This is a genomic window from Pseudomonas sp. BT76 TE3572, assembly GCF_050435365.1.
GTDB lineage: Bacteria > Pseudomonadota > Gammaproteobacteria > Pseudomonadales > Pseudomonadaceae > Aquipseudomonas > Aquipseudomonas fluorescens_W.
The window spans coordinates 2,263,984-2,288,112 of sequence record NZ_JBNDKE010000001.1 but is presented as its reverse complement, the minus strand read 5'-3'; the positions used below and the strand labels follow the sequence as shown (position 1 = coordinate 2,288,112).

The following is a 24,129-nucleotide window of genomic DNA, read 5'->3' as shown; positions in this document are numbered from 1 at the left end:
TCCGATGCGTGTGTGGTTTTTGAGTACTGGCCTGGCCTTGATGTGCATGGCCCAGAACGCAGCGGCGGGTACAGTCCTGATCGTTGGCGATAGTATCAGCGCGGGTTTCGGGCTGGATACCCGGTTGGGGTGGGTCTCGCTGCTCGAGCAACGGCTCAAGCGCGAAGGTTTCGACGACAAGGTGGTCAATGCGTCCATCAGCGGCGACACCAGCGCCGGAGGCCAGGCGCGCCTGCCTGCGCTGCTTGCAGAGCATAAGCCTGAGCTGGTAATCCTCGAGTTGGGCGGTAACGACGGGCTGCGTGGATTGCTGCCAACGCAATTGCAACAAAACCTTGCAGCAATGATCGACAGCTCCCGCGCGAGTGGCGCCAAGGTGCTGCTGCTCGGCATGCAATTGCCACCCAACTACGGCGTTCGTTATACCGAGGCCTTCGCGAAGGTCTACAGCACGCTGGCCGAGGAGAAAAAGATCCCGCTGGTGCCGTTTTTTCTCGACGGTGTGGGCGGCCACCCGGACTTGATGCAAGCCGACGGCTTGCACCCGGCTGCCGGGGCTCAGGACAAGTTGCTGGAAAATGTCTGGCCTACACTGAAACCGCTGCTTTGACGCTTTTCTAGCGGCGGTGTTTCGGCTAAGGTGGCGCCCCCGATTTGGAGCCCCCGATGCCGCGTCCTGCCTGGTCACTTTTTGCCTACCAACTGATCGAGCCTGACGAACAGCTGGATTTGTTCGCCTGCCAGGAAGTGCGGGTACATCTGGTGACCCGTCAACTGGAGTTGGGCGGCTCGGCGGACCGGACCTTGTGCGGCAGCCTGTTGCCAGCACAACCGCGCTGGTCGAGCGTCGATCGCCGTGTGTTCCAGGACCAGCGCCTGTGTTCTCTATGCCGGGCCATTCTGGAATCGCAAAAACGCGGCACATCACCGATCTGGCCGGAACTGCGTTTCGAGCTTTAAAGCCCGATAGATTGCTTGCTATCGGTCAACTCCCCGATTTTCCAGATGTCGGTGTACAATTCCATTTTTATACCCTTGTCGATCATGCGAAGGATTTTCCGGATGTTGCCGCGCTTTCCTGCCGTCACCCGCTACCTGTCTCTCGCCGCCCTCTGTGTGGCGGGTCCCGTAGCAGCATTGGAGCTGCCCCTGCCACCGCCCGGTGAAGACATCGTCGGTCAGGTCCAGGTGATCAAGGCCAAGTACGAAGATACCTTCGCCGACCTTGGTACCACCTACGATCTGGGCTATTCGGAAATGGTCGCGGCCAACCCTGGCGTCGATCCATGGCTACCGGGCGCAGGCACCGAAATTGTGCTGCCGACGCGTTTCATCCTGCCGCCGGGCCCGCGTGAAGGCATCGTCATCAACCTGGCCGAGTACCGCCTCTATTACTTCCCGAAAGGCCGGAACGTGGTGTACACCTTCCCGCTGGGTATCGGCCGTGAAGGCTGGGGCTCGCCGATTGCCCATACCAGCATCACCGCCAAGACGCCGAACCCGACCTGGACTCCTCCAGCGTCGATCAAGGCCGAGCACGCCGCCGATGGCGATCCACTGCCGAACGTGGTGCCGGCCGGCCCGGACAACCCGCTGGGGCCGTTCAAGTTCACGCTGGGCACGCCGGGCTACCTGATCCACGGTTCGAACAAGAAGTTCGGCATCGGCATGCGCACCAGCCACGGTTGCTTCCGCATGTTCAACAACAACGTGCTGGAAATGGCGAGCATGGTGCCGGTAGGCACGTCGGTGCGTATTATCAGCGACCCGTACAAGTTCGGTGTCAGTGGCGGCAAGGTGTATCTGGAAGCGCACACGCCGCTGGACGACAAGGGCAACCCTTCGGTGGTCGACAAACACACCGCAGTGATCAACGCGATGCTCAAGCGTGAGGACATCACCAACAACCTGCGCATGAACTGGGATGTGGTCCGCGACGTGGTTGCGGCCGAAGATGGTCTGCCGGTGGAAATCGGAGTGCCGAATTCCTCGGCGGCGATGGTGACGACTGCGCCGATCGACCCGTTGCAGTAATGCTTGAAAGGAACCCGCCGATGCTGACCGCATCGGCGGGTTTTTTATTGCCTGTACGAAACAGCGGGCAATAAAAAAGCCGACCCAAAAAATGGGTCGGCTTGATAACAATCCCGAAGGATTATTACTTGCGGCTAGCTTTGTCCAGCATGCGCAGAGCACGCTCGTTAGCTTCGTCAGCAGTCTGTTGTGCTTTTTGAGCAGCAGCCAGAGCTTCATCAGCTTTACGGTAAGCTTCGTCTGCACGAGCCTGGGAGCGAGCTGCTGCGTCTTCAGTAGCAGTCAGACGTGCTTCGGTTTCTTTCGATACGCTGCTGCAACCGGTAGCCAGAACTGCGGCCAGAGCCAGAGCAGAGAATTTCAGAACGTTGTTCATCGTGTTCCCCTTCAAGGACTTTCTATTAAGTTAGCTGTCTCCTCAGAGTGAGGAAATAGCCGGCGTACATACTACCCATTACTTGTCGTAAGTAAACTGACGTAAAGCAAGAAGCCAAAAAAATTGTAGGCGTTGATTCTTTTTCGAGCAACTTTTAACTGCATTGTTTAAAAAATATCCAGCTGGGAGGCCCGAGCTGAGCGAGCCGCCGAAGAAAAGTTCCGCGCGCTCACAGCTCTTTTCCCAGTCTTGGCTAAAGTCTGTCTAGATGGATTCGTCCACACTTTTGTTCGGATTTTGCGTGGCGCCTCTCATATCTTTCTCCATGTTCAGGTGACTTTAACAAAGGGCGCTCGTCTTAAGTCTCAACATCCGGCAATGTTCAGGCAGTCGACCTTCAGAGATCCTGGTCGAGCCGTCTCTGCGTAACCCGGAGCAGCACCCCCGCCCCCCAGCGTGATGACGAGCGTACCTTGAGCATTTTTGCCTAAAGGTGCCTACTATTTGATACGTGCTCGGTTGCGCGAGATGGTGCAGTTCTTCTCGGTGTCCATTCAGGCACGGGGTGGCGTAGATGTTCCTTCGCCGGAAAAACATCGGTAAGGTAGGGGTCAGAATTCCAGACCCGCGAGGAGTAGTGATGAGCGAGGCGTTGTCCATCCACCATGACCAGGCTGGTCATCAGTTCGAGACCAATGTGGACGGTCATCGTGCCTACCTGACCTATATGGATCTGGGGAAACAGACCCTGGATATCTATCGCACGTTTGTGCCCAACGCGCTACGTGGCCGCGGCATTGCGGCAGCCTTGACCGAGAAGGCGTTGGAGTACGCTGATGAAATGGGTTACACCGTCATTCCATCGTGTTCCTACGTGGAACGCTACATGGAACGCCACCATCGGCATGCAGCCAAGCTGAGCCAGTAACCTTTCTCGAATCGAACGCATAAAAAAACGCCGGGTTTAGCCCGGCGTTTTTGTGTGCGGCGAAAAGGAATCAGCTGCGATCGCGTTTCGGCAGCACGTCCTTGAGCTTGGCGTGCATGCTGCGCAAGGTGTTTTCGGTGGCGGTCCAGTCAATGCAGGCATCGGTGATCGACACGCCGTATTGCAGGTCGGCGAGGTCTTTCGGGATCGCTTGGCAGCCCCAGTTCAAGTGACTTTCGACCATCAGGCCGATGATCGACTGGTTGCCTTCGAGGATCTGGTTGGCGACGTTCTCCATCACCAGCGGTTGCAGGGCCGGGTCCTTGTTGGAGTTGGCGTGGCTGCAATCGACCATGATGTTCGGCTTGATCTTCGCTTTGTTCAGCGCTTGCTCGCAGAGCGCGACGCTGACCGAATCGTAGTTCGGCTTGCCGTTGCCACCGCGCAGTACCACGTGACCGTAGGCATTGCCCTTGGTGGTGACGATCGACACGCCACCTTCCTGGTTGATACCCAGGAAGCGGTGAGGGCTGGAAACCGATTGCAGGGCGTTGATAGCGACCGTCAGGCCGCCGTCGGTGCCGTTCTTGAAGCCGACTGCCGAGGACAGGCCGGAAGCCATTTCACGGTGAGTCTGGGATTCGGTCGTACGCGCACCGATGGCCGACCAACTGATCAGGTCCTGCAAGTACTGCGGGGAGATCGGGTCGAGGGCTTCAGTTGCGGTCGGCAGGCCCATTTCGGCCAGGTCCAGCAACAATTGACGACCGATGTGCAGACCGTCCTGAATCTTGAAGGAGTCGTCCAGGTACGGATCGTTGATCAAACCTTTCCAGCCGACCGTGGTGCGTGGCTTCTCGAAATACACACGCATGACCAGATACAGGGTATCGGACACTTCGGCCGCAAGCGCCTTCAGGCGCTCGGCGTATTCGTGGGCAGCCTTGATGTCGTGGATCGAGCAAGGCCCGATGACAACAAACAGGCGGTGGTCGGTGCCATCAAGAATGTTGCGAATGACTTCGCGGCCCTTGGTGACGGTGCGCAGGGCAGCGTCGCTCAGGGGAATATCACGCTTGAGCTGATCAGGAGTGATCAGCGTCTCGTTGGAAGCGACGTTTAGGTCGTTGATCGGTAAATCAGCCATCGTTTACTCGTCAGGTCACGGGTGCCGGCCGCCAGCGAACCCGCGCGGCGGAGCACAGCAAATTAAGCGCGTCGGGGAGCAGAACCTTAGCGCGTTACACCGTGGCTCGACAATGGGCAGACACCGGTTTAAGGGGCATTCTCAATGAGTTTGCGCGGGGAAACCCATTGAAGATGCCCCTTCTAATCCAGCACAGCCTGCGCAAATGCCTTGTGAACCGTCTCGTGGGAGAACTCGTCGGCGTGCTCCTGGACCCATTCGAGTGCCAGGGCCTGGGTTTCCTGCAGATCGTCGTGGGCGTCATGCAGGCGGCAGTAACGTTCGATCTGGCACACCTGCTCGCCCATCCGGGCACTGAACATCATCTGTTCGTCAACAAAGGCTATGCCTACCAGATAACCGCGTTTGCGTCGCAGGCACCAGGCTACATAGCCCAGAAAACGCATGTCGGGGTTCAAGGTCGGCATGCGTACTTCCAGCGCCGTACCGTGGCGCCAGGCGCGGTGGTAATTGCAAGCCATGCCCCCGACGCTGATAGTGTGCAGCTGTTGTCGTGAAATACACTCAGGTTTCAGCAACGTTAATTCGACGGGTACATCGTCAGGATGAGGAATAAAACGTCCCATGAGCACGGACTCCATGTGTCGGCCATCTGACATTGTTCCACCCAGTATAGTGGTCGAATTGGAACTGACTGATTTCGACGCCGACCAACGGCTGCTGGCGATGAGCGGTGTGTCGCTGGTCATTTTCACCAGCGTCGGCTGCGCCAGTTGCCGTTTTGCCCGTGAGGAATTGCCACGACTCGATCTGGACGTCGATCAGCTGTGCTGGATCGATGCCGGGAACAATGGCGGGGTGGTCGAGCGTTATCAGGTTTTTTATTTGCCGGCGCTGTTTGTGGTGCGCGACGGTGAATTTTTCGGGGCACTAAAATCGCGCCTGACCGGCACGGAGCTCAATGCAGCCGTGGGTCAGGCGTTGAGTCGAATTGCAGAGGAGTTGCCATGATGGGGGCAGTGACCAAACCGACAATCGGTATTATCGGTACCGGTGCGATCGGCGGTTTCTACGGGTTGATGCTGGCGCGTGCCGGTTTCGATGTGCATTTTCTGTTGCGCAGTGAGTTTTCGGCGGTGGCCGAGCGCGGGTTGCAGCTCGACAGTGCGGTGCACGGCGCGCTGACGTTGAATCCGGTTCAGGCCTATTCGACGGCCGAAGACATGCCGCCCTGTGACTGGTTGCTGGTGGGCGCGAAAACCACCAGCAACGCGCAGCTGGCACCGACGATCATTCAAGCCGCGGCACCGAATGCCAAAGTGTTGTTGCTGCAAAATGGCCTGGACGTTGAAGACAGTCTGCGAGCATTGCTCCCTGATTCGCTGCACGTCCTCGGTGGGCTCTGCTATATCTGCGTTCATCGCGAGGGCCCCGGCGTCATCACTCATCAGGCGCTCGGTGCGGTGAATGTTGGCTATCACAGTGGCCCTGCAGCCGATGAGCAGGCGCGCATGGCGATTGTCGAGGAGGGTGCCGGGCTGTTCCGCGCCGCCGGCATCGATTCCCAGGCCATGGCGAACCTGCATCAGACGCGCTGGCAAAAACTGGTCTGGAATATCCCTTACAACGGCCTGTCGGTTCTGCTGGGGGCAAGCACCACGCCGTTGATGGCTGATGCCGACAGTCGGGAACTGATCAAGGCGCTGATGGCTGAAGTGGTTCAGGGCGCCATCGCCTGCGGTCACGACGTACCGGCCGGTTATGCCGATCATCTGTTCATGATGACCGAGAAAATGCCGGACTACTGGCCGAGCATGTACCACGATTTTCTGCACAAACGACCGCTTGAGCTGGAGGCGATTTACGCCCGGCCACTGGCGGCAGCCAAGGCTGCCGGATGCGAGTTGCCGCGAATCGAAGCCTTGTATCGCAGTTTGAGTTTTATTGATCGACGAAACACCTGAGTCGATCATCCTGAGGGGGAAGGGCATGGCAAAGACAATCGACGACAAACTGGTGCTGGCGATTTCTTCGCGTGCGCTGTTCGACCTGAGCGAAAGCCACAAGGTCTATCTGTCGAGCGGCGTCGAAGCCTATCGGCAATATCAGATCGAACACGAAGACGAAATCCTCGAGCCCGGTGATGCATTTCCCTTGGTGCAGAAACTCCTCAACCTCAATTCCAGCCTTGGCCGCGCACGGGTCGAGGTGATCCTGGTGTCGCGCAACAGTGCCGACACTGGCCTGCGGGTTTTCAATTCGATCCACCACTATGGCTTGGCGATTTCCCGTGCGGCGTTTGTTGGCGGGCGCAGTCCTTATCCGTACCTGAAGGCGTTTGGCTGCGACCTGTTTCTCTCGACGCATGCCGAAGACGTGCGCAGTGCGCTGGATGCCGGATTCGCCGCGGCGACCATTCTGTCGGGTGGCGCCAGCCGTGCGGCCAGTGATGAATTGCGCATTGCCTTCGATGGTGACGCGGTGCTGTTTTCCGACGAATCGGAGCGCGTCTATCAATCTGGTGGCCTGGAAGCGTTTCAGGCCAGCGAGCGTGAATCCGCCCGTGAGCCATTGCGCGGTGGGCCGTTCAAAGGCTTCCTTGCGGCCCTCAATCTGTTGCAGCGTGAGTTCCCGGAAGACGCCTGTCCGATCCGCACCGCGCTGGTGACCGCGCGATCGGCGCCCGCCCATGAACGAGTGATCCGTACCTTGCGCGAATGGGACATTCGTCTGGACGAGTCGCTGTTTCTCGGCGGCCTGACCAAGTCGGCGTTTCTCGAAGCCTTTGCCGCCGACGTGTTTTTCGACGATCAGGCGGGTCATTGCGAGTTGGCCCGCGAGGTAGTCGCCACCGGCCACGTGCCGCATGGCATAAGCAACGAGCCAAAGGTTTAAGCCCACGGTTCAATGCGTTACGCGAAACGTCGCACTCGCCAAGGCACTGCTAAGCTGAATCAATCTCCGCCATGTCGGCACTCGAGGAGGTCATATGATTCGTTCTATGTTGTACGCCACTGACCTCGGCCTGTACGCACCTTTGGTAATGCAGCATGCCTTGGCGCTGGCGCGCACATTCAATGCCGAACTCTACGTGGTGCACGCTGTTGAACCGATGGGGCTGTTCGCCGAGTCGGTGCTTCAGAGTTACCTCGATGAGCAAGCATTGAACGAGTTTCACAGTCAGGGCCTGAATACGGTGATCGCCAATATCGAGCAGCGAGTGCTCGACAGCTTTCGTGAAGAACTGGGGGATGAGGGGGAGCAGGATCTGGAGCGGATTCAAGCGGTGCGGGTGCTCCAGGGCGATCCGGCACAGGTGATTCTCGACCAGGCGCAGAAACTCTCCGTGGATTTGCTGATCGTAGGTAGTCATAGCCATCGTGCTGGCGCGGAAACGCCTCTGGGCCGGACTGCAGCGCGGGTGCTGCAACTGTCTCGGGTGCCGGTCTATCTGGTGCCGCTGGTGGAACGTCGTCGCCAAGGGGATCGCTAGAACACGAATAGTGGCAATTTGACAAAAAAGTTCTAGATTTATTCTTCAAACCATTAATATAGTTATATACCGTCGCTGATGCCCGTGGCGTCTACCTGCTTTGAGGGATTCATATGAAGCTTCAACAATTGCGCTACATCTGGGAAGTGGCGCACCACGACCTCAACGTTTCCGCTACAGCCCAAAGCCTTTACACGTCGCAGCCGGGCATCAGTAAGCAGATCCGTCTGCTGGAAGACGAATTGGGGGTCGAGGTTTTCGCTCGCAGCGGCAAGCACCTGACCCGCGTCACCCCGGCCGGCGAGCGAATTATCACCACTGCCGGCGAGATCCTGCGCAAGGTTGAAAGCATCAAGCAGATCGCCCAGGAGTTCTCCAACGAGAAGAAAGGCACCCTGTCGATCGCCACCACGCACACCCAGGCGCGTTATGCGTTGCCGCCGGTGATCAGCAATTTCATCAAGCAATACCCGGACGTTGCCCTGCACATGCACCAGGGTTCGCCGATGCAGATCGCTGAAATGGCCGCTGACGGCACCGTGGATTTCGCCATCGCTACCGAAGCGCTGGAACTGTTCGGTGACCTGGTGATGATGCCGTGCTATCGCTGGAACCGCTGCGTGGTCGTGCCTCAGGGCCACCCGCTGACCAAGCTGTCGAAACTGACCCTCGAAGCGCTGGCCGAATACCCGATCGTGACGTACGTGTTCGGTTTCACCGGCCGTTCGAAACTCGACGAAGCGTTCAGCCATCGCGGCCTGACGCCGAAAGTGGTGTTCACCGCCGCCGACGCCGACGTGATCAAGACTTACGTTCGCCTGGGTCTGGGCGTGGGCATCGTGGCGAAAATGGCGGTCGATGCCAAACTCGACAGCGACCTGGTCATGCTTGATGCCAGCGACTTGTTCGAATCCAGCATTACTAAAATCGGTTTCCGTCGCGGCACGTTCCTGCGTGGCTTCATGTGCGACTTCATCGAGAAGTTCGCCCCGCACCTGACCCGCGAAGTCATGGCCAAGGCCATCCAGTGCCACAACAAGCAGGAACTGGAAGAGCTGTTCGACGGCGTCGAACTACCGGTCCATTAATCCTGCTAAATGACCTCGGTAACAGAAAACTGTTGCCGAGCACCCGCCACCAGAATCTCCACCTCGTCCCCTTCGAACTTGCCCAGCAGACTCTTGCCCAGCGGTGAGCGAGGGGTGATGACGGTAATCCATTGCCCCACCACGTCGACCTTCAAACCCGCCGCGTCGGGGGCCAGAAACAGCCATTGCTCACGACCCTTTTCATCTTCCAGACCGAGCAGGGCACCGACTTCGATGCCGCGTTGATCGTCGTAAGGCCGCAGTGTCAGGTTCTGGCAAAGCGTCAGTGACTGCCTGATTTCCTCCACCCGTTTGGCTTGCCCAGCTGCCAGATAGGACGCCTCCAGTCCTAGCGTGTCGTACTTGTTCTCGGCGATGTTTTCTTCGTGGGTCGCGGTTTCGTAAGCGGTTTGCGCGGCGCGTTCGGCGATGTCGAGGTCGATCCGCAGCTTGTCGAGAATCAGTTGGTGGACGGTCGGCTTGTGCATAGAGAGCTCATGATCAATCGCAGAATTGCTGGACGTTGGCGCGGCTTTTTTCGCTCGGTGCAGTCTGGTCCTGTTGCAACCAGAACTGGCATTTGGGGTTCGACAGATTACGGTTGCTGCTGCGGGCCTGATCAAGCCTTTGCTGCTGTTCGTTCTTGCGCAGATTCTCTTCGTACTGTTCGAACAACGGGCTCTGCGGCGGAATGTCCGGCACCGGTTGCACCACCACCGGTGGTTTGGCCAGTTGCTGCACGGCCTCTGCCACGGGCGCCAGTTGCTCGCTGAACAACAGTCGGGAGGCAAGCCAGCACGTCAGCGCGATCGCGATAAACCCCAGCCACACACCCAGGGCAATGCTGCCGGTCAGTTGCAAGGCGTTGAGCTGGATCGGCAACGGGCGGCGCGGGTTGGGACGATAGGGCATGGCTGCCTCCTGGCGGGTGGTCGCGGGCGAGTGGCGATTGTCGCATGAAGATTAATCGCCGTCGGCTCTTCTGCACGGGGTAATTTATGAGGACAATCGGCGCCTTTGCCAACGGGAGCCTGGAATGCCTGAAATGAAAGCCCGGTGGGATATCTTCTGCGCGGTAGTAGACAACTTTGGTGACATCGGCGTGACCTGGCGTCTGGCCCGACAACTGGTGGCCGAACACTCGGTGGCGGTGCGTTTGTGGGTCGATGATCTGCGGGCCTTCGAGCGCTTGTGCCCGGACATTGACATCAATGCCCCGCAGCAATGGCAGCAGGGCGTCGAAGTGCGTCAGTGGACGGCCGACTGGCAGCCCGTCGAAGCCGCTGATGTAGTGATCGCAGCGTTCGCCTGCCAATTGCCGAGTGCTTACATGGAGGCCATGGCCGAGCTGGAAAAACCGCCGCTGTGGATGAATCTCGACTATCTGAGTGCCGAGGACTGGGTCGTCGGCTGCCACGGCTTGCCGTCGGTGAAATACAAGAGCGTACAAAAATTCTTCTTCTTCCCGGGGTTTCAGAAGGGCACCGGTGGCTTGCTGCGTGAAAGCGGGTTGCTTGAGCGTCGTCAGCAGTTTCAGCAAAACCCCGAGGCTCAGCGAGAATTCCTGCAAGGCTTAGGGATTGATCGCGCGCAAGGTGCGCAGTTGATCTCGCTGTTTGCCTACGAAAATAACGGCCTGGCCAGTTGGCTCGACGCCATGGCTGCCGACTCGACGCCCACTCATCTGTTGGTGCCCGAAGGTCGGATTCTTGGGGATGTCGAACGTTGGCTCGGTGTGGACGGTCTGGTGGCCGGCGCGGTGCATGTGCGCGGTGAATTGACCGTGCAAGTGCTGCCGTTCGTCCGACAGGACCAATACGATCACCTGCTCTGGTGCTGCGATTTCAACGCCGTGCGCGGTGAAGATTCCTTTGTCCGCGGCCAATGGGCGGGCCGGCCGCTGCTCTGGCACATCTATCGGCAGGACGAAGACATCCACTTGGACAAGCTCGACGCGTTCCTCACTCTGTACACCAAAGGCCTGTCGGAGCCTGCCCGCGAGGCGATCAGCGGTCTTTGGCGAGCGTGGAATGCGGGTGACAATATGACCGGGCACTGGAAATCGACCCGAAAACACTGGCCAGAACTGCAAAAACACGCCGAAGCGTGGTGTCTGGAACAGGCTTTGCAGGCAGATCTTGCCGCGGCGCTGGTACAGTTTTATGTAAATTGGATATGATACGCGGCCTAGATTTTTGTAAATCCCATCCAAATTCGGATATTCGCAATGAAAACTGGTAAAGAACTGAAACCCGGTACCGTGATCCGTCTCGAAAACGATCCTTGGCTGGTTCAGAAAGCTGAATTCACCAAGTCTGGTCGTAACAGCGCGATCATGAAGACCAAGCTGAAAAACCTGCTGACCGGTTACAAGACCGAGATCGTTTACAGCGCCGACGACAAGCTGGACGACGTAATTCTCGACCGCAAAGAAGCGACCCTGTCCTTCATCAGCGGCGACACCTACACGTTCATGGACACCACCGATTACACCATGTACGAGCTGAACGCTGAAGACATCGAAGCCGTTCTGCCTTTCGTTGAAGAAGGCATGACCGACATTTGCGAAGCGATCTTCTTCGAAGAGCGTCTGGTTTCCGTAGAACTGCCGACCACCATCGTGCGCGTAGTTGACTACACCGAAGGTTCGGCTCGCGGCGACACTTCCGGCAAGGTGATGAAGCCTGCCAAGCTGAGCAACGGTACTGAGCTGCAAGTTGCTGACTTCATCGAAATCGGTGACAAGATCGAGATCGATACCCGCGAAGGCGGTTCCTACAAAGGCCGTGCTAAATAAGCACTGTTTTTCAGGAATGAAAAAGCCCGACCATTGAGTCGGGCTTTTTTGTACCTGCAATTTCGAATTCAACGTTGTACCCCTTGTAGGCGTGAGCCTGCTCGCGATAGCGGTGTGTCATACGAAATTGATTTCGACTGACACACCGCTATCGCGAGCAGGCTCACTCCTACAGGGTTTACTTCAGGTGTTGCTTCAGTTCTTCAGAAGCTTGCAACATCGCCGAACGCACCGCTGGCACCTGGCTCACCACGTTGAGCAAACCGTAATCGTGGATCATGCCGTTGTAGCGCACCGCCGTGACTGGCACCCCAGCTTCGTCGAGTTTGCGGGCGTAGGCTTCGCCTTCGTCGCGCAACACGTCGGCGCCGGCGGTCTGCACCAAGGCAGGTGGCAGGCCCTTGAGTTGTGCGGTGGTCGCCCGCAGTGGCGACGCGTAGATCTCGTTACGCTGTTTGGCGTCGGTGGTGTAGTTGTCCCAGAACCACTTCATCATGTTCTTGGTGAGGAAGTGCCCCTCGGCAAACTGGTTGTAGGACGCCGTCTCGAAGCTGGCATCAGTCACCGGCCACAGCAGCACCTGGAACCTGATCGCCGGCGTGCCCTTGTCTTTGGCCATCAGCGCAACCACTGCCGCCATGTTGCCGCCGACGCTGTTGCCGGCCACGGCCAGACGTTTGCCGTCGACGTTGATTTCTTTACCGTGCTCGGCCACCCATTGGGTTGCGGCGTAAGCCTGGTTGATCGCCACCGGGTAATGCGCTTCCGGTGACGGGGTGTAATTGACGAACACCGCCGCCGCCCCCGAACCGGTCACCAAGTCCCGAACCAGACGTTCATGGGTCGGAAAATCCCCCAGCACCCAGCCCCCGCCGTGGAAGAACATGAACACCGGCAACTCACCTTTGACCCCGGCCGGCCGGACGATGGTCAGGTTGAGCGGTTGGCCGTCGACTTGAATGGTCTTCTCGCTGACATCAGCTTTTGGCAGCGTCAGTTTCACCCCGGCCTGCGCGCCGACCAGCACGGCGCGGGCATCTTTAGGGGTGAGTTGTTCCATCGGTTTGCCGGTGCCGGCGTTCAGAACGTCGAGGAACGCCTGGGTGTTGTGTTCAACACCTTCACCTGCAAACGCGCTGTTAATGGACAAGGCGAGAAGGGTACCGGTCAAGACTTTGCTGAAAGTGTTCATGTTCGTTTCCTGGTTCGGGCCTGGGAATCAGCGGTTAGACGGTAACGTGCAGGCGCACATCGACGTTGCCACGGGTGGCGTTGGAGTACGGGCAGACCTGGTGTGCAGCATCGACCAGACTTTGCGCATCGGCGTGCTCAAGACCCGGCAAGCTGATGTGCAGGTCGATGTCCAGACCGAAACCGCCAGGAATCTGGCCGATGTCGACATGGGCGGTGATCGAGGCGTCGTTCGGGATGGTGCGCTTGGTCTGGCTGGCGACGAATTTCAGTGCGCCGATGAAGCAGGCGGAGTAACCGGCTGCGAACAGTTGCTCAGGGTTGGTCGCTGCGCCGCCGGCACCACCGAGTTCTTTGGGGGTGGCGAGTTTGACGTCGAGGATGTTGTCGCTGGAAACCGCACGGCCGTCACGGCCACCGGTGGAAGTTGCGATAGCGGTGTAGAGAGTTTGCATGGTGTGAGCCTCGTTCGGGTTTGGGTGTTTTGCGCTAAATGTTTGCGCGCTAAGTAACTGCGAAATAAATGTAGCTCTCGAATATTTAGCGCGCAAGATAAATTTTCAAAAAAGTTTTGGTCTGGAGGCGGGCGCTGAATTAGATGTGTTGAGCTAGAGCTGTTGCGGCAGGATTTTTAGCGAGGAATTTTTTACGGGGGAAACGAGACTGGAAGGGACACCACAAAACAAATGTGGGAGCAAGCCCCTCCCACAGGGGGTTTATGGTGGTTTGGTGGTCAGAGGCTGTCTTGCAGATTGCTACGCAGCACTTGCAGCTCCGCTTGCAGTTTCTGCAGTCTCTCCAGCGTCATCCCGCTGGCGCCGAGGATGCACTGGGGGATACCGCGGGCCCGCTCCCGCAATGCACGACCCTGTTCGGTGAGTTCGACAATCACCACTCGCTCGTCTTCACGGCTGCGGGTGCGGCTGAGTAAGCCTTCGACTTCCAGGCGTTTGAGCAACGGCGTCAGTGAACCAGGATCGGTCAGCAGGCGCGTGCTGATTTCGCCTACGGTTAAACCGTCCTGTTCCCACAGCACCATCATCGCCAGGTATTGCGGATAGGTCAGGCCCAGTGCTTGCAACAGCGGCTTGTAGACCTTGGTCATCAGCAGCGAGGTGGAATGCAGGGCGAAACAGGCCTGATTGTCCAGCAGCAGGTCGTCGCAGTTATCGGGGGCGTTGCGCTCGGTGGTCATGTCGAAGCCTTGATCAGTGATCGTCATAAATCTAGCGGGCGAATCTTTAATGCACCAGACAATTCTAGCCTAGTGCCGGTCGAGGGTACTTTGCAGTGCAAGATCCCACGGCGGAATCGGGCTGAAGCGGGTTTTCAGGTATTCCAGCAACAAGCGACTGCGGGGATTGGGTTGTTGCTCAAGGCGCAAGGCATAAATACCGGTCGTTTCCGGTGGTGGCAGGCCGTGTTCGCAGAACAGCGGAAGCAGTTCACCGCGTAACAGGTATTCGCTGGTCAACCAGGTTGGCAAATGCGCGATACCCAGCCCGGCCAATGCGCCGCAGACCAAAGCCTCGGCATTGTTGGCACTCATGCGGATGCGCGCCGGGCGGTGCAAGTGCATCTGCCCGTCCCGCTCGAATCGCCAGGCGAACGGCGGGGCCAGGCCATCCCAGTCGAGCCCGTCGTGTTCAATCAGATGCGCCGGATCGGTCGGCACACCACGCCGTTGCAAATATTCGGGGCTGGCGCAGGCGATGCGCACCATGCTCGCCAGCGGCGTAGCCACCAGCCGGGTATCGGCCATTTGCCCGGCGCGCAGCACCAGATCGACCTTGCCCAGATTCAAACCCTGCATGTCGACGAAACTGTCGATCAAGTGCAACTGCACGTCGAGGCCGGGGTAGAGCATCAGAAAGTCGGCAATCACCGGCGCCAGATGTCGCCGTCCAAACGCTGCCGGTGCGTCGATCCGAATCAAGCCTTCCGGTGCGCTGCTCAACGATACCGCCTCAGCCCTGGCCAGCCGCAGTTCAGCCACGATCCGCCGCGCGCGCTCGGCAAACGCCAAACCCGCCGGGGTCGCGCGCACCGCGTGGGTGCTGCGAATGAACAACTGACTGCCGACGGCGTTTTCAAGACTGTCGATGCGCCGTGCCACTGCCGAAGGGGTCAGCGGGTGGCGGCGGGACGCGGCAGAGAAACTGCCGGTTTCCAGCACGTCGAGGAACAGGCCCAGTTGTTCGGTCAATTGATTGGGGTTCATGGTGTTGTCGGCGCTTGTGCGAAGTTGGCACAGCCATTGTGCGTTGCTGTGCGTTTCCCCGCCAGCGTCGACTGCGTAGGATGAATAGCCTGACGTGAAGGGAAAATCGCCCGTGATTGAGTTTTTGATGTACCTGGTATTTGGCGCTGCCCTGGGCACCCTCGGTGGGTTGTTCGGCATTGGCGGTGGTTTGATTGCGATCCCGCTGCTGGGCGTGTTGTTCGGCCTCGATCAGCAGATTGCCCAGGGCACGGCGCTAGTGATGGTGGTACCCAACGTGATGCTGGCGCTGTGGCGTTACCACCAGCGCAACCGGATTGAATTGCGCCATGCGCTGCCATTGGCTTCGATGGGGTTCTGTTTTGCCTGGATCGGTTCGATCTGGGCGGTGGGCATTGATGCGCAAACCATGCGCGTCGGATTTGTTGCGTTCCTGATTGCCCTGTCGGCCTACAACCTGGTGCGAATGTTCTGCGCCAACGCGCCAGTGTCTGCACAGATGAAATATTCATGGCCATGGCTGGGCGTACTCGGCGCCGCCTCCGGCACCATGGGCGGGTTGTTTGGCGTGGGCGGGGCGGTGGTGGCAACGCCGGTGCTGACCAGTCTGTTCGGCACCACTCAGGTGGTTGCGCAAGGGTTGTCGCTGGCACTGGCGTTGCCGAGTACGGGCGTCACGCTGGTGACTTACGCGGTGCACCATCAGGTGGACTGGATGATCGGACTGCCCTTGGCGGTCGGCGGTCTGATGAGCATCAGTTGGGGCGTGAGGATCGCCCACGCACTGCCGGAGCGACTGCTGCGCGGGTTGTTCTGTGGTTTCCTGGTGCTCTGCGCGGTGATGCTCGCCCTTAAAGTTTGAAGCCTTCGACGATGTGTTCGGCCAGGCACTCGGTGATCGGCGACGGGTTGTGCAGGTTGCGCACCAGCATGATGCTGGCCTCGGGCAGGATCGGCAGGTCTTCGGCTTCACCGAGAATGCGCATGTCGGGCGTGATCAGGCTTTCGAGTTGCGCGGTGACGGCCAGTCCGGCGCTGACCACCGCCATGATCGCCGACAGGCTGTCGCTGTTGTACGCCACGCGGTAATCGCGCCCCATGGCGTCCAGCGCATTGCAGGCCCATGAGCGGCAGAAACAATCACTGTTGAACATCGCCAGTGGCAGGGGTGTTTGCTCATGGGCGCTGAAACATTGTGCTTCGGCCCAGACAAAATGCTCCTTGCGCAGTAACTGGCCGATTTCGTTGCCCGGCTCGCGGGTGACGATGGTCAAGTCCAGGTCCTGGCGCAGCAGCAATTGTTTTGATGATTCGCAGTGCACTTCGATCTGGATCAGCGGATACGTCTGGGCAAATCGCCGCAAAATCCCCGGCAAAAAACGCATCACGTAATCGTCCGGTGTGCCGATGCGCACCATGCCGACCATGTGCGGCTCGCGTAGCGTATTGAACACCTCGCTGTGCAGTTTCAGGATTCGCCGGGCATAACCCAGCAGCACCTGGCCCTCAGCCGTCAGCCGCACCTGCCGTCCGTCGCGCTGGAATAATTGACGCTGCAACACATCCTCTTCCAGCCGCTTCATCTGCATGCTCACGGCGGACTGAGTGCGATTGACCAACTCGCCGGCCCGGGTAAAACCGCCCTGGTCGGCGATGGCGACAAAGGTGCGCAGCACTTCGGTGTCGATACTGGGGAAGGCGGACATTCATCAATCTCCGAGATGTGTTACATCAGAAACATTCGTTGGATTGATCTTAGCCCCGGCGCGACACTTGAGCCATCCAAACGGAGGGCAACAAGATGAAAGGTCAACATGAATATCCAGCAGTAGAAAAACACTCGATCCACCTGGTATCCGATCTGCTGCACAAATTCAGCCGTTGGTACGAACTTCACCGGGAGCGCGAGCTGCTGGCAAGTCTGAGCGACGAAGCGCTGAAGGACATCGGCATGAGTCGTGCGGATGTGGAGTTCGAGTCGGTCAAACCGTTCTGGAATGACCCGATGCACAAATGAGTCCTACACAACTACACAAACCGTCTCCCGGTGAGGTAGGTTGCGAGCAGACAAGGAGATGCTCATGCCCGCAACACTGTCCTTTTCCATCAAGCAGGCTCGGCGTCTGGCGCTGGCCGCCCAACGGTTCAACGGGCGCCAGCCGCCAGCGGCGATCAAATCGGTTCAGCTCAATCGTCTGATCGAGCGGCTGGGCATTCTGCAGATCGATTCGGTCAATGCGTTGGTGCGTTCGCACTACCTTCCCTTGTTTTCCCGCCTCGGCAATTACTCATCCGACTTGCTCGACCAGGCTGCCTGGAGTTCGGGCCGGCGACGCACCCTTTTCGAATATTGGGGGCATGAAGCCTCGTTGCTGCCCTTGTCGATGTACCCGTTGATGCGCTGGCGCATGCTGCGCGCGACTCGTGGCGAAGATATCTACCAGCAACTGGCACGTTTCGGGCTTGAGCAGCAGGACACGATACGCCGGGTGCTGGCCTCGGTTGAGAAGCTGGGCGCGCTGGGTGCCGGAAGCCTGTCGACCCGTCAGGAACGGGCAGGGCCCTGGTGGGACTGGAGCGCGGAAAAGCATGCGCTGGAATGGTTGTTCGCCACCGGTGAAGTGACCGTGGCCGGGCGGCGCGGGTTCGAGCGGCTTTATGATCTGCCGGAGCGGGTGATTCCTTCGGCGATTCTGGCGCAGCCGCTGCTGAGTGAGGCCGAGGCCCAGCGCGGCCTGTTGCTGCATGCCGCGACAGCGTTGGGTGTCGGAACAGAAAAAGACCTGCGGGATTACTTTCGCCTGAGTCCCGGCGATGCGCGTCCGCGCCTGGCGGAATTGGTGGAGGCGGGTGAGTTGCTGACGTGTGAAGTCCAGGGTTGGCGGCAGCCCGCTTACTGTCTGCCTGAGCCGAAAGTGCCGCGCAAGGTCGAGGCCAGCGCCTTGCTTTCACCCTTTGATTCGCTGATCTGGGAGCGCAGTCGTACGGAGCGTCTGTTCGATTTCCGCTATCGGCTGGAGATTTATACGCCGCAGGACAAGCGTATCTACGGCTATTACGTGTTGCCGTTTTTGCACAACGAACGGATTGCCGCAAGGGTGGACCTACGCGCCGAGAGGGCGTTGGGCAGGCTGGCGGTGCACGCTGTGCATGAGGAAGAGCCGGGGCTGAATGAGGAGGGGATGCTGGCGTTGGCAGTCAATCTGCGGCGGATGGCGGATTGGTTGGGGCTTGAGAGGGTTCAGTTGAATTGCCCGCGGGCGAGTGCGGGGCGGTTGCGGGTTGCATTGGCTCAGATTGGCGGTGTCTGAGCCGACGCCATCGCGGGCAAGCCCGCTCCCACAATGGTCGGCGTCGTTCACACATTATGTGTCTGGCGCTATCCCTGTGGGAGCGGGCTTGCCCGCGATGGGGGCGATGTGGTTTAGCGCCGGACTTGCTTCAGGGTTTCAGCAATCAAAAACGCCAACTCCAGCGACTGATCGGCATTCATCCGCGGGTCGCAATGGGTGTGATACCGATCCGACAACCCGTCTTCGGTAATCGGCCGCGCCCCACCAATGCACTCGGTGACATTCTGCCCGGTCATCTCGATGTGGATGCCGCCGGCATACGTGCCTTCCGCTTCGTGAACCTGGAAGAACTGCTTCACCTCGCCGAGGATCTGCGCAAAGTCGCGGGTCTTGTAGCCGCTGCTGGCCTTGATGGTGTTGCCATGCATCGGGTCGGAACTCCACAGCACTTGCTTGCCTTCACGCTGCACGGCACGGATCAGCTGCGGCAGGTGATCGCCGACCTTGTTCGCACCCATCCGTGCAATCAGATTCAGACGACCCGGATCGTTGTCCGGGTTGAGCACGTCGATCAGGCGAATCAGGTCTTCGGGGTTCATGCTTGGGCCGACCTTGACCCCGATCGGGTTGTTCACGCCGCGCAGGAACTCGACGTGAGCGCCGTCGAGCTGACGGGTGCGGTCGCCGATCCACAGCATGTGCGCCGAGCAATCGTAGTAATCGTTGGTCAGGCTGTCGCGACGCACGAAGGCTTCTTCGTAGTTCAGCAGCAGGGCTTCGTGGGCGGTGAAGAAACTGGTTTCGCGCAGTTGCGGCGAGCTGTCCATGCCGCAGGCGCGCATGAACGCCAGGGTTTCATCGATGCGATCGGCCAGGTGGCTGTACTTCTCGGCCAGCGCCGAGTTGGCGATGAAATCCAGGTTCCACTTGTGCACCTGATGCAGGTCGGCAAAACCGCCCTGGGCGAAGGCGCGCAGCAGGTTCAGGGTCGCGGTGGACTGGTGGTAGGACTGGAGCAAGCGCTCCGGGTCCGGCACGCGGCTTTTTTCGTCGAAACCGATGCCGTTGACGATGTCGCCACGGTAGGCCGGCAGGGTCACGCCGTCGATGGTTTCGTCGTTGGCCGAACGCGGTTTGGCGAATTGCCCGGCCATGCGCCCGACCTTGACCACCGGGCAGCCGGCGGCGAAGGTCATGACGATCGCCATTTGCAGCAGGACTTTAAAGGTGTCGCGGATTTTCGCGGCGGAGAACTCGGCGAAGCTCTCGGCGCAGTCGCCGCCCTGCAGCAGAAACGCGCGGCCCTGGGTCACTTCGGCAAACTGACGGCGCAACTCCCGGGCTTCACCGGCAAACACCAGTGGCGGATAACTGGCCAGCGTTTGCTCGACGTGCAGCAAATGCGCTGCGTCGGGGTAATGGGGTTGTTGCTGGATCGGCAGGGCGCGCCAGCTGTCAGGGCTCCAGGGTTGGCTCATCACGGTCTCTAGTGTTTTACGCTCGGACGGTCATGTTATCAGCAATTAGTGCGTGACCTGTTCCCGTCGCTTCGCGGACAATCGCGCTTTTGCCGCGCCACTCCGCGGTTTTATTGCGTTGCCGGGCCCGGTGACGATCAGGAGACGAAATGACTGAGGAGCGCGTCGAGCATCTGCTCGCCGAGGTACAGGATGAGTTCGGCGTGATTCGCGTGCTGGAAGTGGCCGATTACCGTTTTCTCGAGTTCGGTGATGCCATCGAGCAGAGCTGCGTGTTCACGGCCGACCCGAGCTGGCTCGAATACGATTACACCCGGGCGATGCTGATTGGCGCGTTGTGCCACGAGCAGCCGGAAAGCGCGCTATTCCTCGGCCTCGGAGCCGGCACCCTGACCCAGGCCTGCCTCAAATTCCTGCCGCTGGAAGACGTCGAAGCCATCGAACTGCGCCCCGACGTACCGCGCCTGGCCATTGAATACCTTGGGCTGGATGATGATCCGCGGCTGTATATCCGGGTAGGCGATGCGCTGGAACTGCTCGATACCGCTGAGCCGGCGGATCTGATTTTCGTCGACCTCTATACCGATGTCGGGCCGGGTGTCGGGCACCTGGCGTGGAGTTTCCTGGAAAACTGTCAGAAACGCCTGAATCCGGGTGGCTGGCTGGTGATCAATCAGTGGGCCACCGATGATGGCAAGCCGTTGGGTGCCGCGTTGTTGCGCGGGCTCTATCACCGGCATTACTGGGAACTGCCGGTGAAGGAGGGGAATGTGATTCTGATCGTGCCTTCGGAGCTGGATCAGGAACTGGACATGGACGGCTTGATCGCCCGCGCCGAAGGGCTGGCGCCGCGGTTGGGGTATTCGTTGCAGTCGTTGATCAAGGCCATACGCCCGGCTACTTGATGCGATAAGGTCTTGTGGCGAGGGAGCTTGCTCCCGCTTGAGTGCGCAGCACTCACAAAATTTGCATTGATTTCGAAGATTTTGGGGCCGCTTCGCAGCCCAGCGGGAGCAAGCTCCCTCGCCACAAAAGCAAATTTGTCAGCAGCCTTTGAAGACTCCCGGCCGCTTCTCGATCATCGACCGCACACCTTCCCTGGCATCCTCACTGGTCAGCAGCTTCTTCACCATCGGTGGCAACGCCTGCGCCGCCGCTGTTTCCCCTTCGTAACGCGCCTGCCTGGCAGACATCAACGTCGCCTGAACCCCAAGCGGCGCCTGCCGGGCAATCCGCTCGGCCAACTCAATCGCCCGTGGCAGCAGATCCTCGCTGGCCATGACTTCCTGCACCAACCCCAGATGCAATGCCTCATGGGCGTCGAATTCATCACCGGTCAGCAACCAGCGCATGGCATTGCCCCAGCCGGCGACCTGATGCAGGCGTAACGTGGCGCCGCCGAACGGGAAGAGCCCGCGTTGCACTTCTTTCTGGGCGAAACGGGTGTTGCTGGCGCACAGGTTGATATCGGCGGCCAGCATCAATTCGATACCGATGGTCAGGCAGTAGCCTTGCGCGGCGACGATCACCGGTTTGCTGACTCTGGGGCCGGCGAAAACACCCCACGGATCACAGCCGCCGGGCGGTGCCTGCCAGCCTTCGGCCAGGGCAGCACTGGCACTGACCAGATCCAGCCCTGCGGTGAAATGCTCACCATGGCCGAATAGCACCGCCACCCGCGCCTCGCTGTCGGCCTCGAACTCGCCATAGGCCAGGCTCAGTTCGTTGAGCAGGTCGAGATCGAAGGCGTTGCGTTTGGCCACCCGATCCAGGCCGATCATCAGGACATGGCCGTGGCGTTCACGGCTCACACGGCTGGAGCAGGGCTGATTCATGGTGCATTTCCTCGGGCGGGGAAGGGGGTGTCAGACAGGAGGTCTGCGTCACAAGGGTGAACCGTTTTAGCGCGATCGTCAGCAGGGCTGGGCCTTGGAAAAATAGACCGTTGCCCGATTATCCGCAAAGCGTGTGACAGAACGCTGTACACGGCAGTTTTCCGACAAATAAAGCTCCCTTTTTGAGCGAATTCCGGTATAGTGCGCGCCGGCCTTTAACCGGGCCGCGTTTAGGTAGCGCAATTCCCCGAAGTCAGCTTCGGCTGCACGTCCGCACAGCGGACTCTCCCTTGACGAATCTTTTTCATTCATTCGTTTTCGCAAATCCCCGCCGACAAAGCAGCCAGGGCGACTCTTGAGTCTTACACGGCATGCGCAGCTTTGGAGCATGGGTCTTTGCGGATGCACTTAGAGGCAGACCCATGACCCAGGAAACCGGCGGCTTCGCCGCTTTTAATCTTAATCCGAACATTCTTGCAGCCGTCATTGCGACTGGCTACGAAGAGCCTTCGGCTATTCAGCAGCAATCGATCCCGATCATCATGGCCGGTCACGACATGATTGGTCAGGCGCAAACCGGTACGGGTAAAACCGCTGCGTTCGCCCTGCCGATCCTGCATCGCATCGATCCTGCTAAGCGCGAGCCGCAAGCCCTGATCCTGGCGCCAACCCGTGAGTTGGCGCTGCAAGTAGCAACCGCTTTCGAAACCTACGCCAAGCAAATGCCGGGCGTTACCGTTGTGGCCGTTTACGGCGGCGCCCCTATGGGTCCACAACTGAAAGCAATCCGTAATGGCGCACAGATCGTTGTCGCCACTCCGGGCCGTCTGTGCGACCACCTGCGTCGCGACGAAAAAGTTCTGTCGACCGTGAACCACCTGGTTCTCGACGAAGCGGACGAAATGCTCAAACTGGGTTTCATGGACGACCTCGAAGTTATCTTCAAGGCTCTGCCTCCAACCCGTCAGACCGTATTGTTCTCGGCCACCTTGCCGCAGTCGATCCGTGCCATTGCCGAACGCCATCTGCGCGATCCGCAACACGTGAAGATCCAGACCAAGACTCAGACCGTTACCGCGATCGAACAGGCTCACCTGTTGGTTCACGCTGACCAGAAGACCTCGGCTGTATTGAGCCTGCTGGAAGTTGAAGACTTCGATGCCCTGATCATGTTCGTGCGCACCAAGCAAGCGACCCTGGACCTGGCCAGTGCCCTGGAAGCCAAAGGCTACAAAGCCGCTGCGCTGAACGGTGACATTGCTCAGAACCAACGTGAGCGCGTGATCGAATCCCTCAAGGATGGCCGTCTGGACATCGTTGTGGCGACCGACGTTGCTGCTCGTGGCCTGGACGTTCCGCGTATCACTCACGTGTTCAACGTTGATATGCCGTACGACCCAGAGTCCTACGTTCACCGTATCGGCCGTACCGGCCGTGCCGGTCGCGAAGGTCGTGCGCTGTTGCTGGTGACTCCACGTGAGCGCCGCATGCTGCAAGTGATCGAGCGTGTAACCGGTCAGAAAGTTGCCGAAGTTCGCCTGCCGGACGCTCAGGCTGTTCTCGATGCCCGCATCAAGAAACTGACCAACAGCCTGTCGCCGCTGGTGGCTGATGCCGAATCGACCCACGGTGATCTGCTGGATCGCCTGACTGCTGATATCGGTTGCACCCCGCGTGCACTGGCCGCTGCTCTGCTGCGCAAGGCAACCAACGCTCAAGCGTTGACCCTGGCTGCGATCGAGAAAGAACGTCCACTGGTGCCGAACAACGCACCGCGTGGCGATCGTCCAGAGCGTACCGGTGATCGTCCGGACCGTGGTGATCGTGAGCGTCGTGCTCCGGTTCCATTGGCCGAAGGTCGTGCTCGTTGCCGTACCGCGCTGGGTGCGCGTGATGGTATCGCTGCCAAGAACCTGCTGGGCGCTATCCTCAATGAGGGTGGTCTGGCTCGCGAAGCAATCGGTCGCATCCAGGTGCGTGACAGCTTCAGCCTCGTCGAACTGCCGGAAGATGGTCTGGAGCGTCTGCTGACCAAGCTGAAGGACACTCGCGTTGCTGGTAAGCAGTTGAAGCTGCGTCGCTATCGCGAAGATTGATCCGCTCTCGGGCTGATTGATCGAACATAAAAAATCCCCGACTGGTTCGGGGATTTTTTTTGGGCGCCGTTTGTAGCAGCTGTCGAGCCTGCGAGGCTGCGTTCGGCTGCGAAGCAGTCGTAAAACCTGCAAGCACGGTGCGCCTGAAACAC

General features: G+C 59.2%; 28 protein-coding genes. 16 read left to right on the top strand and 12 right to left on the bottom strand.

Annotation, left to right across the window (positions count from 1 at the left end; genetic code table 11):
* Nucleotides 1–4 precede the first annotated feature (4 nt).
* The 3 genes from ABH912_RS10515 (at nt 5) to ABH912_RS10505 (ending at nt 2,034) form a co-directional block, all read left to right on the top strand.
* Nucleotides 5–610, top strand: a complete 606-nt coding sequence (locus tag ABH912_RS10515) for an arylesterase (protein ID WP_033057201.1) — start codon at nt 5–7, stop codon at nt 608–610.
* 56 nt (nt 611–666) lie between these two features.
* Complete coding sequence (locus ABH912_RS10510) at nt 667–960, top strand: hypothetical protein (RefSeq protein ID WP_003226812.1); 294 nt, start codon at nt 667–669, stop codon at nt 958–960.
* Between the two features lie 102 nt (nt 961–1,062).
* Complete coding sequence (locus ABH912_RS10505; protein ID WP_033057192.1) at nt 1,063–2,034, top strand: L,D-transpeptidase family protein; 972 nt, start codon at nt 1,063–1,065, stop codon at nt 2,032–2,034.
* A gap of 124 nt (nt 2,035–2,158) precedes the next feature.
* On the opposite strand, the gene oprI is transcribed toward ABH912_RS10505, so the two are convergent.
* Complete coding sequence (gene oprI / locus ABH912_RS10500; RefSeq protein ID WP_002553018.1) at nt 2,159–2,410, bottom strand: outer membrane lipoprotei OprI; 252 nt, start codon at nt 2,408–2,410, stop codon at nt 2,159–2,161.
* A 640-nt stretch (nt 2,411–3,050) separates the two neighbouring features.
* Between oprI and ABH912_RS10495 the strand changes: the two genes are divergently transcribed.
* Nucleotides 3,051–3,338 (top strand): GNAT family N-acetyltransferase, encoded by a 288-nt coding sequence (locus tag ABH912_RS10495; protein WP_033057190.1) that lies wholly within the window; start codon nt 3,051–3,053, stop codon nt 3,336–3,338.
* Between the two features lie 70 nt (nt 3,339–3,408).
* Here the strand turns inward: ABH912_RS10495 and ABH912_RS10490 are convergent, their stop codons facing one another.
* Nucleotides 3,409–4,485 carry a 3-deoxy-7-phosphoheptulonate synthase gene (locus ABH912_RS10490; protein WP_007899930.1) on the bottom strand — a complete coding sequence of 359 codons (1,077 nt, stop codon included), beginning with the start codon at nt 4,483–4,485 and terminating at the stop codon, nt 3,409–3,411.
* 182 nt (nt 4,486–4,667) lie between these two features.
* On the bottom strand, nt 4,668–5,111 hold the full coding sequence (locus tag ABH912_RS10485; RefSeq protein WP_429510593.1) for a PilZ domain-containing protein: 444 nt from the start codon (nt 5,109–5,111) through the stop codon (nt 4,668–4,670).
* On the opposite strand from ABH912_RS10485, the gene ABH912_RS10480 reads away from it, so the two are divergent.
* The 5 genes from ABH912_RS10480 to cysB all read left to right on the top strand — a co-directional run bounded on the left by ABH912_RS10480 (nt 5,110) and on the right by cysB (nt 9,066).
* Nucleotides 5,110–5,496 (top strand): thioredoxin, encoded by a 387-nt coding sequence (locus tag ABH912_RS10480; RefSeq protein ID WP_429510592.1) that lies wholly within the window; start codon nt 5,110–5,112, stop codon nt 5,494–5,496. The two genes, ABH912_RS10485 and ABH912_RS10480, sit on opposite strands and share 2 nt — an antisense overlap.
* Nucleotides 5,493–6,449, top strand: a complete 957-nt coding sequence (locus ABH912_RS10475; RefSeq protein WP_033057184.1) for a putative 2-dehydropantoate 2-reductase — start codon at nt 5,493–5,495, stop codon at nt 6,447–6,449. Before ABH912_RS10480 ends, ABH912_RS10475 begins: the two co-directional genes overlap by 4 nt.
* Before the next feature lie 25 nt (nt 6,450–6,474).
* Nucleotides 6,475–7,380: a 5'-nucleotidase gene (locus ABH912_RS10470; RefSeq protein WP_033057183.1), complete on the top strand. Its 906-nt coding sequence runs from the start codon at nt 6,475–6,477 to the stop codon at nt 7,378–7,380.
* A gap of 94 nt (nt 7,381–7,474) precedes the next feature.
* Complete coding sequence (locus ABH912_RS10465) at nt 7,475–7,978, top strand: universal stress protein (RefSeq protein ID WP_033057182.1); 504 nt, start codon at nt 7,475–7,477, stop codon at nt 7,976–7,978.
* Nucleotides 7,979–8,091: 113 nt separating this feature from the next.
* Nucleotides 8,092–9,066: an HTH-type transcriptional regulator CysB gene (gene cysB, locus ABH912_RS10460; RefSeq protein ID WP_008148549.1), complete on the top strand. Its 975-nt coding sequence runs from the start codon at nt 8,092–8,094 to the stop codon at nt 9,064–9,066.
* Nucleotides 9,067–9,071: 5 nt separating this feature from the next.
* On the opposite strand, the gene ABH912_RS10455 is transcribed toward cysB, so the two are convergent.
* A complete protein-coding gene (locus tag ABH912_RS10455; RefSeq protein ID WP_033057181.1) occupies nt 9,072–9,554 on the bottom strand; it encodes a GreA/GreB family elongation factor in 483 nt (160 codons plus the stop codon).
* A gap of 13 nt (nt 9,555–9,567) precedes the next feature.
* Nucleotides 9,568–9,978, bottom strand: coding sequence for a hypothetical protein (locus ABH912_RS10450; protein WP_429510591.1), 411 nt, complete (start codon nt 9,976–9,978; stop codon nt 9,568–9,570).
* A 124-nt stretch (nt 9,979–10,102) separates the two neighbouring features.
* Between ABH912_RS10450 and earP the strand changes: the two genes are divergently transcribed.
* Nucleotides 10,103–11,245, top strand: coding sequence for an elongation factor P maturation arginine rhamnosyltransferase EarP (gene earP / locus ABH912_RS10445; protein WP_429510590.1), 1,143 nt, complete (start codon nt 10,103–10,105; stop codon nt 11,243–11,245).
* A gap of 48 nt (nt 11,246–11,293) precedes the next feature.
* The gene (locus tag ABH912_RS10440) at nt 11,294–11,863 is read left to right on the top strand and encodes an elongation factor P (protein ID WP_033057178.1); all 570 of its coding nucleotides are present in this window, start codon (nt 11,294–11,296) and stop codon (nt 11,861–11,863) included.
* Between the two features lie 178 nt (nt 11,864–12,041).
* Here ABH912_RS10440 and ABH912_RS10435 read toward each other — a convergent pair whose 3' ends face one another.
* From ABH912_RS10435 to ABH912_RS10420, 4 genes are all read right to left on the bottom strand, one after another.
* Nucleotides 12,042–13,055 carry an alpha/beta hydrolase gene (locus tag ABH912_RS10435; RefSeq protein WP_429510589.1) on the bottom strand — a complete coding sequence of 338 codons (1,014 nt, stop codon included), beginning with the start codon at nt 13,053–13,055 and terminating at the stop codon, nt 12,042–12,044.
* A gap of 34 nt (nt 13,056–13,089) precedes the next feature.
* Entirely contained in the window at nt 13,090–13,509 is a 420-nt protein-coding gene (locus tag ABH912_RS10430) for an organic hydroperoxide resistance protein (protein ID WP_429510588.1), read from the bottom strand.
* A gap of 278 nt (nt 13,510–13,787) precedes the next feature.
* Entirely contained in the window at nt 13,788–14,249 is a 462-nt protein-coding gene (locus ABH912_RS10425) for a MarR family winged helix-turn-helix transcriptional regulator (RefSeq protein ID WP_033057393.1), read from the bottom strand.
* A gap of 69 nt (nt 14,250–14,318) precedes the next feature.
* Complete coding sequence (locus ABH912_RS10420) at nt 14,319–15,275, bottom strand: LysR family transcriptional regulator (protein ID WP_429510587.1); 957 nt, start codon at nt 15,273–15,275, stop codon at nt 14,319–14,321.
* A 112-nt stretch (nt 15,276–15,387) separates the two neighbouring features.
* Here ABH912_RS10420 and ABH912_RS10415 point away from each other — a divergent pair, with 112 nt between their 5' ends.
* Nucleotides 15,388–16,137: a sulfite exporter TauE/SafE family protein gene (locus ABH912_RS10415; RefSeq protein ID WP_429510586.1), complete on the top strand. Its 750-nt coding sequence runs from the start codon at nt 15,388–15,390 to the stop codon at nt 16,135–16,137.
* Here the strand turns inward: ABH912_RS10415 and ABH912_RS10410 are convergent.
* Nucleotides 16,127–16,981 carry a LysR substrate-binding domain-containing protein gene (locus ABH912_RS10410; protein ID WP_033057174.1) on the bottom strand — a complete coding sequence of 285 codons (855 nt, stop codon included), beginning with the start codon at nt 16,979–16,981 and terminating at the stop codon, nt 16,127–16,129. The two genes, ABH912_RS10415 and ABH912_RS10410, sit on opposite strands and share 11 nt — an antisense overlap.
* A gap of 95 nt (nt 16,982–17,076) precedes the next feature.
* Here ABH912_RS10410 and ABH912_RS10405 point away from each other — a divergent pair, with 95 nt between their 5' ends.
* Entirely contained in the window at nt 17,077–17,292 is a 216-nt protein-coding gene (locus ABH912_RS10405) for a DUF1127 domain-containing protein (protein ID WP_033057173.1), read from the top strand.
* A 64-nt stretch (nt 17,293–17,356) separates the two neighbouring features.
* The gene (locus ABH912_RS10400; protein WP_429510585.1) at nt 17,357–18,586 is read left to right on the top strand and encodes a winged helix-turn-helix domain-containing protein; all 1,230 of its coding nucleotides are present in this window, start codon (nt 17,357–17,359) and stop codon (nt 18,584–18,586) included.
* Nucleotides 18,587–18,699: 113 nt separating this feature from the next.
* Here ABH912_RS10400 and ABH912_RS10395 read toward each other — a convergent pair whose 3' ends face one another.
* Nucleotides 18,700–20,046, bottom strand: coding sequence for a class II 3-deoxy-7-phosphoheptulonate synthase (locus tag ABH912_RS10395; RefSeq protein WP_008031425.1), 1,347 nt, complete (start codon nt 20,044–20,046; stop codon nt 18,700–18,702).
* Nucleotides 20,047–20,195: 149 nt separating this feature from the next.
* Between ABH912_RS10395 and ABH912_RS10390 the strand changes: the two genes are divergently transcribed.
* Entirely contained in the window at nt 20,196–20,951 is a 756-nt protein-coding gene (locus tag ABH912_RS10390) for a spermidine synthase (RefSeq protein ID WP_140670919.1), read from the top strand.
* A gap of 138 nt (nt 20,952–21,089) precedes the next feature.
* Here ABH912_RS10390 and ABH912_RS10385 read toward each other — a convergent pair whose 3' ends face one another.
* Nucleotides 21,090–21,881 carry a crotonase/enoyl-CoA hydratase family protein gene (locus ABH912_RS10385; RefSeq protein ID WP_429510584.1) on the bottom strand — a complete coding sequence of 264 codons (792 nt, stop codon included), beginning with the start codon at nt 21,879–21,881 and terminating at the stop codon, nt 21,090–21,092.
* A gap of 422 nt (nt 21,882–22,303) precedes the next feature.
* Between ABH912_RS10385 and ABH912_RS10380 the strand changes: the two genes are divergently transcribed.
* Nucleotides 22,304–23,977 (top strand): DEAD/DEAH box helicase, encoded by a 1,674-nt coding sequence (locus ABH912_RS10380; protein WP_008146183.1) that lies wholly within the window; start codon nt 22,304–22,306, stop codon nt 23,975–23,977.
* Nucleotides 23,978–24,129: the final 152 nt, after the last annotated feature.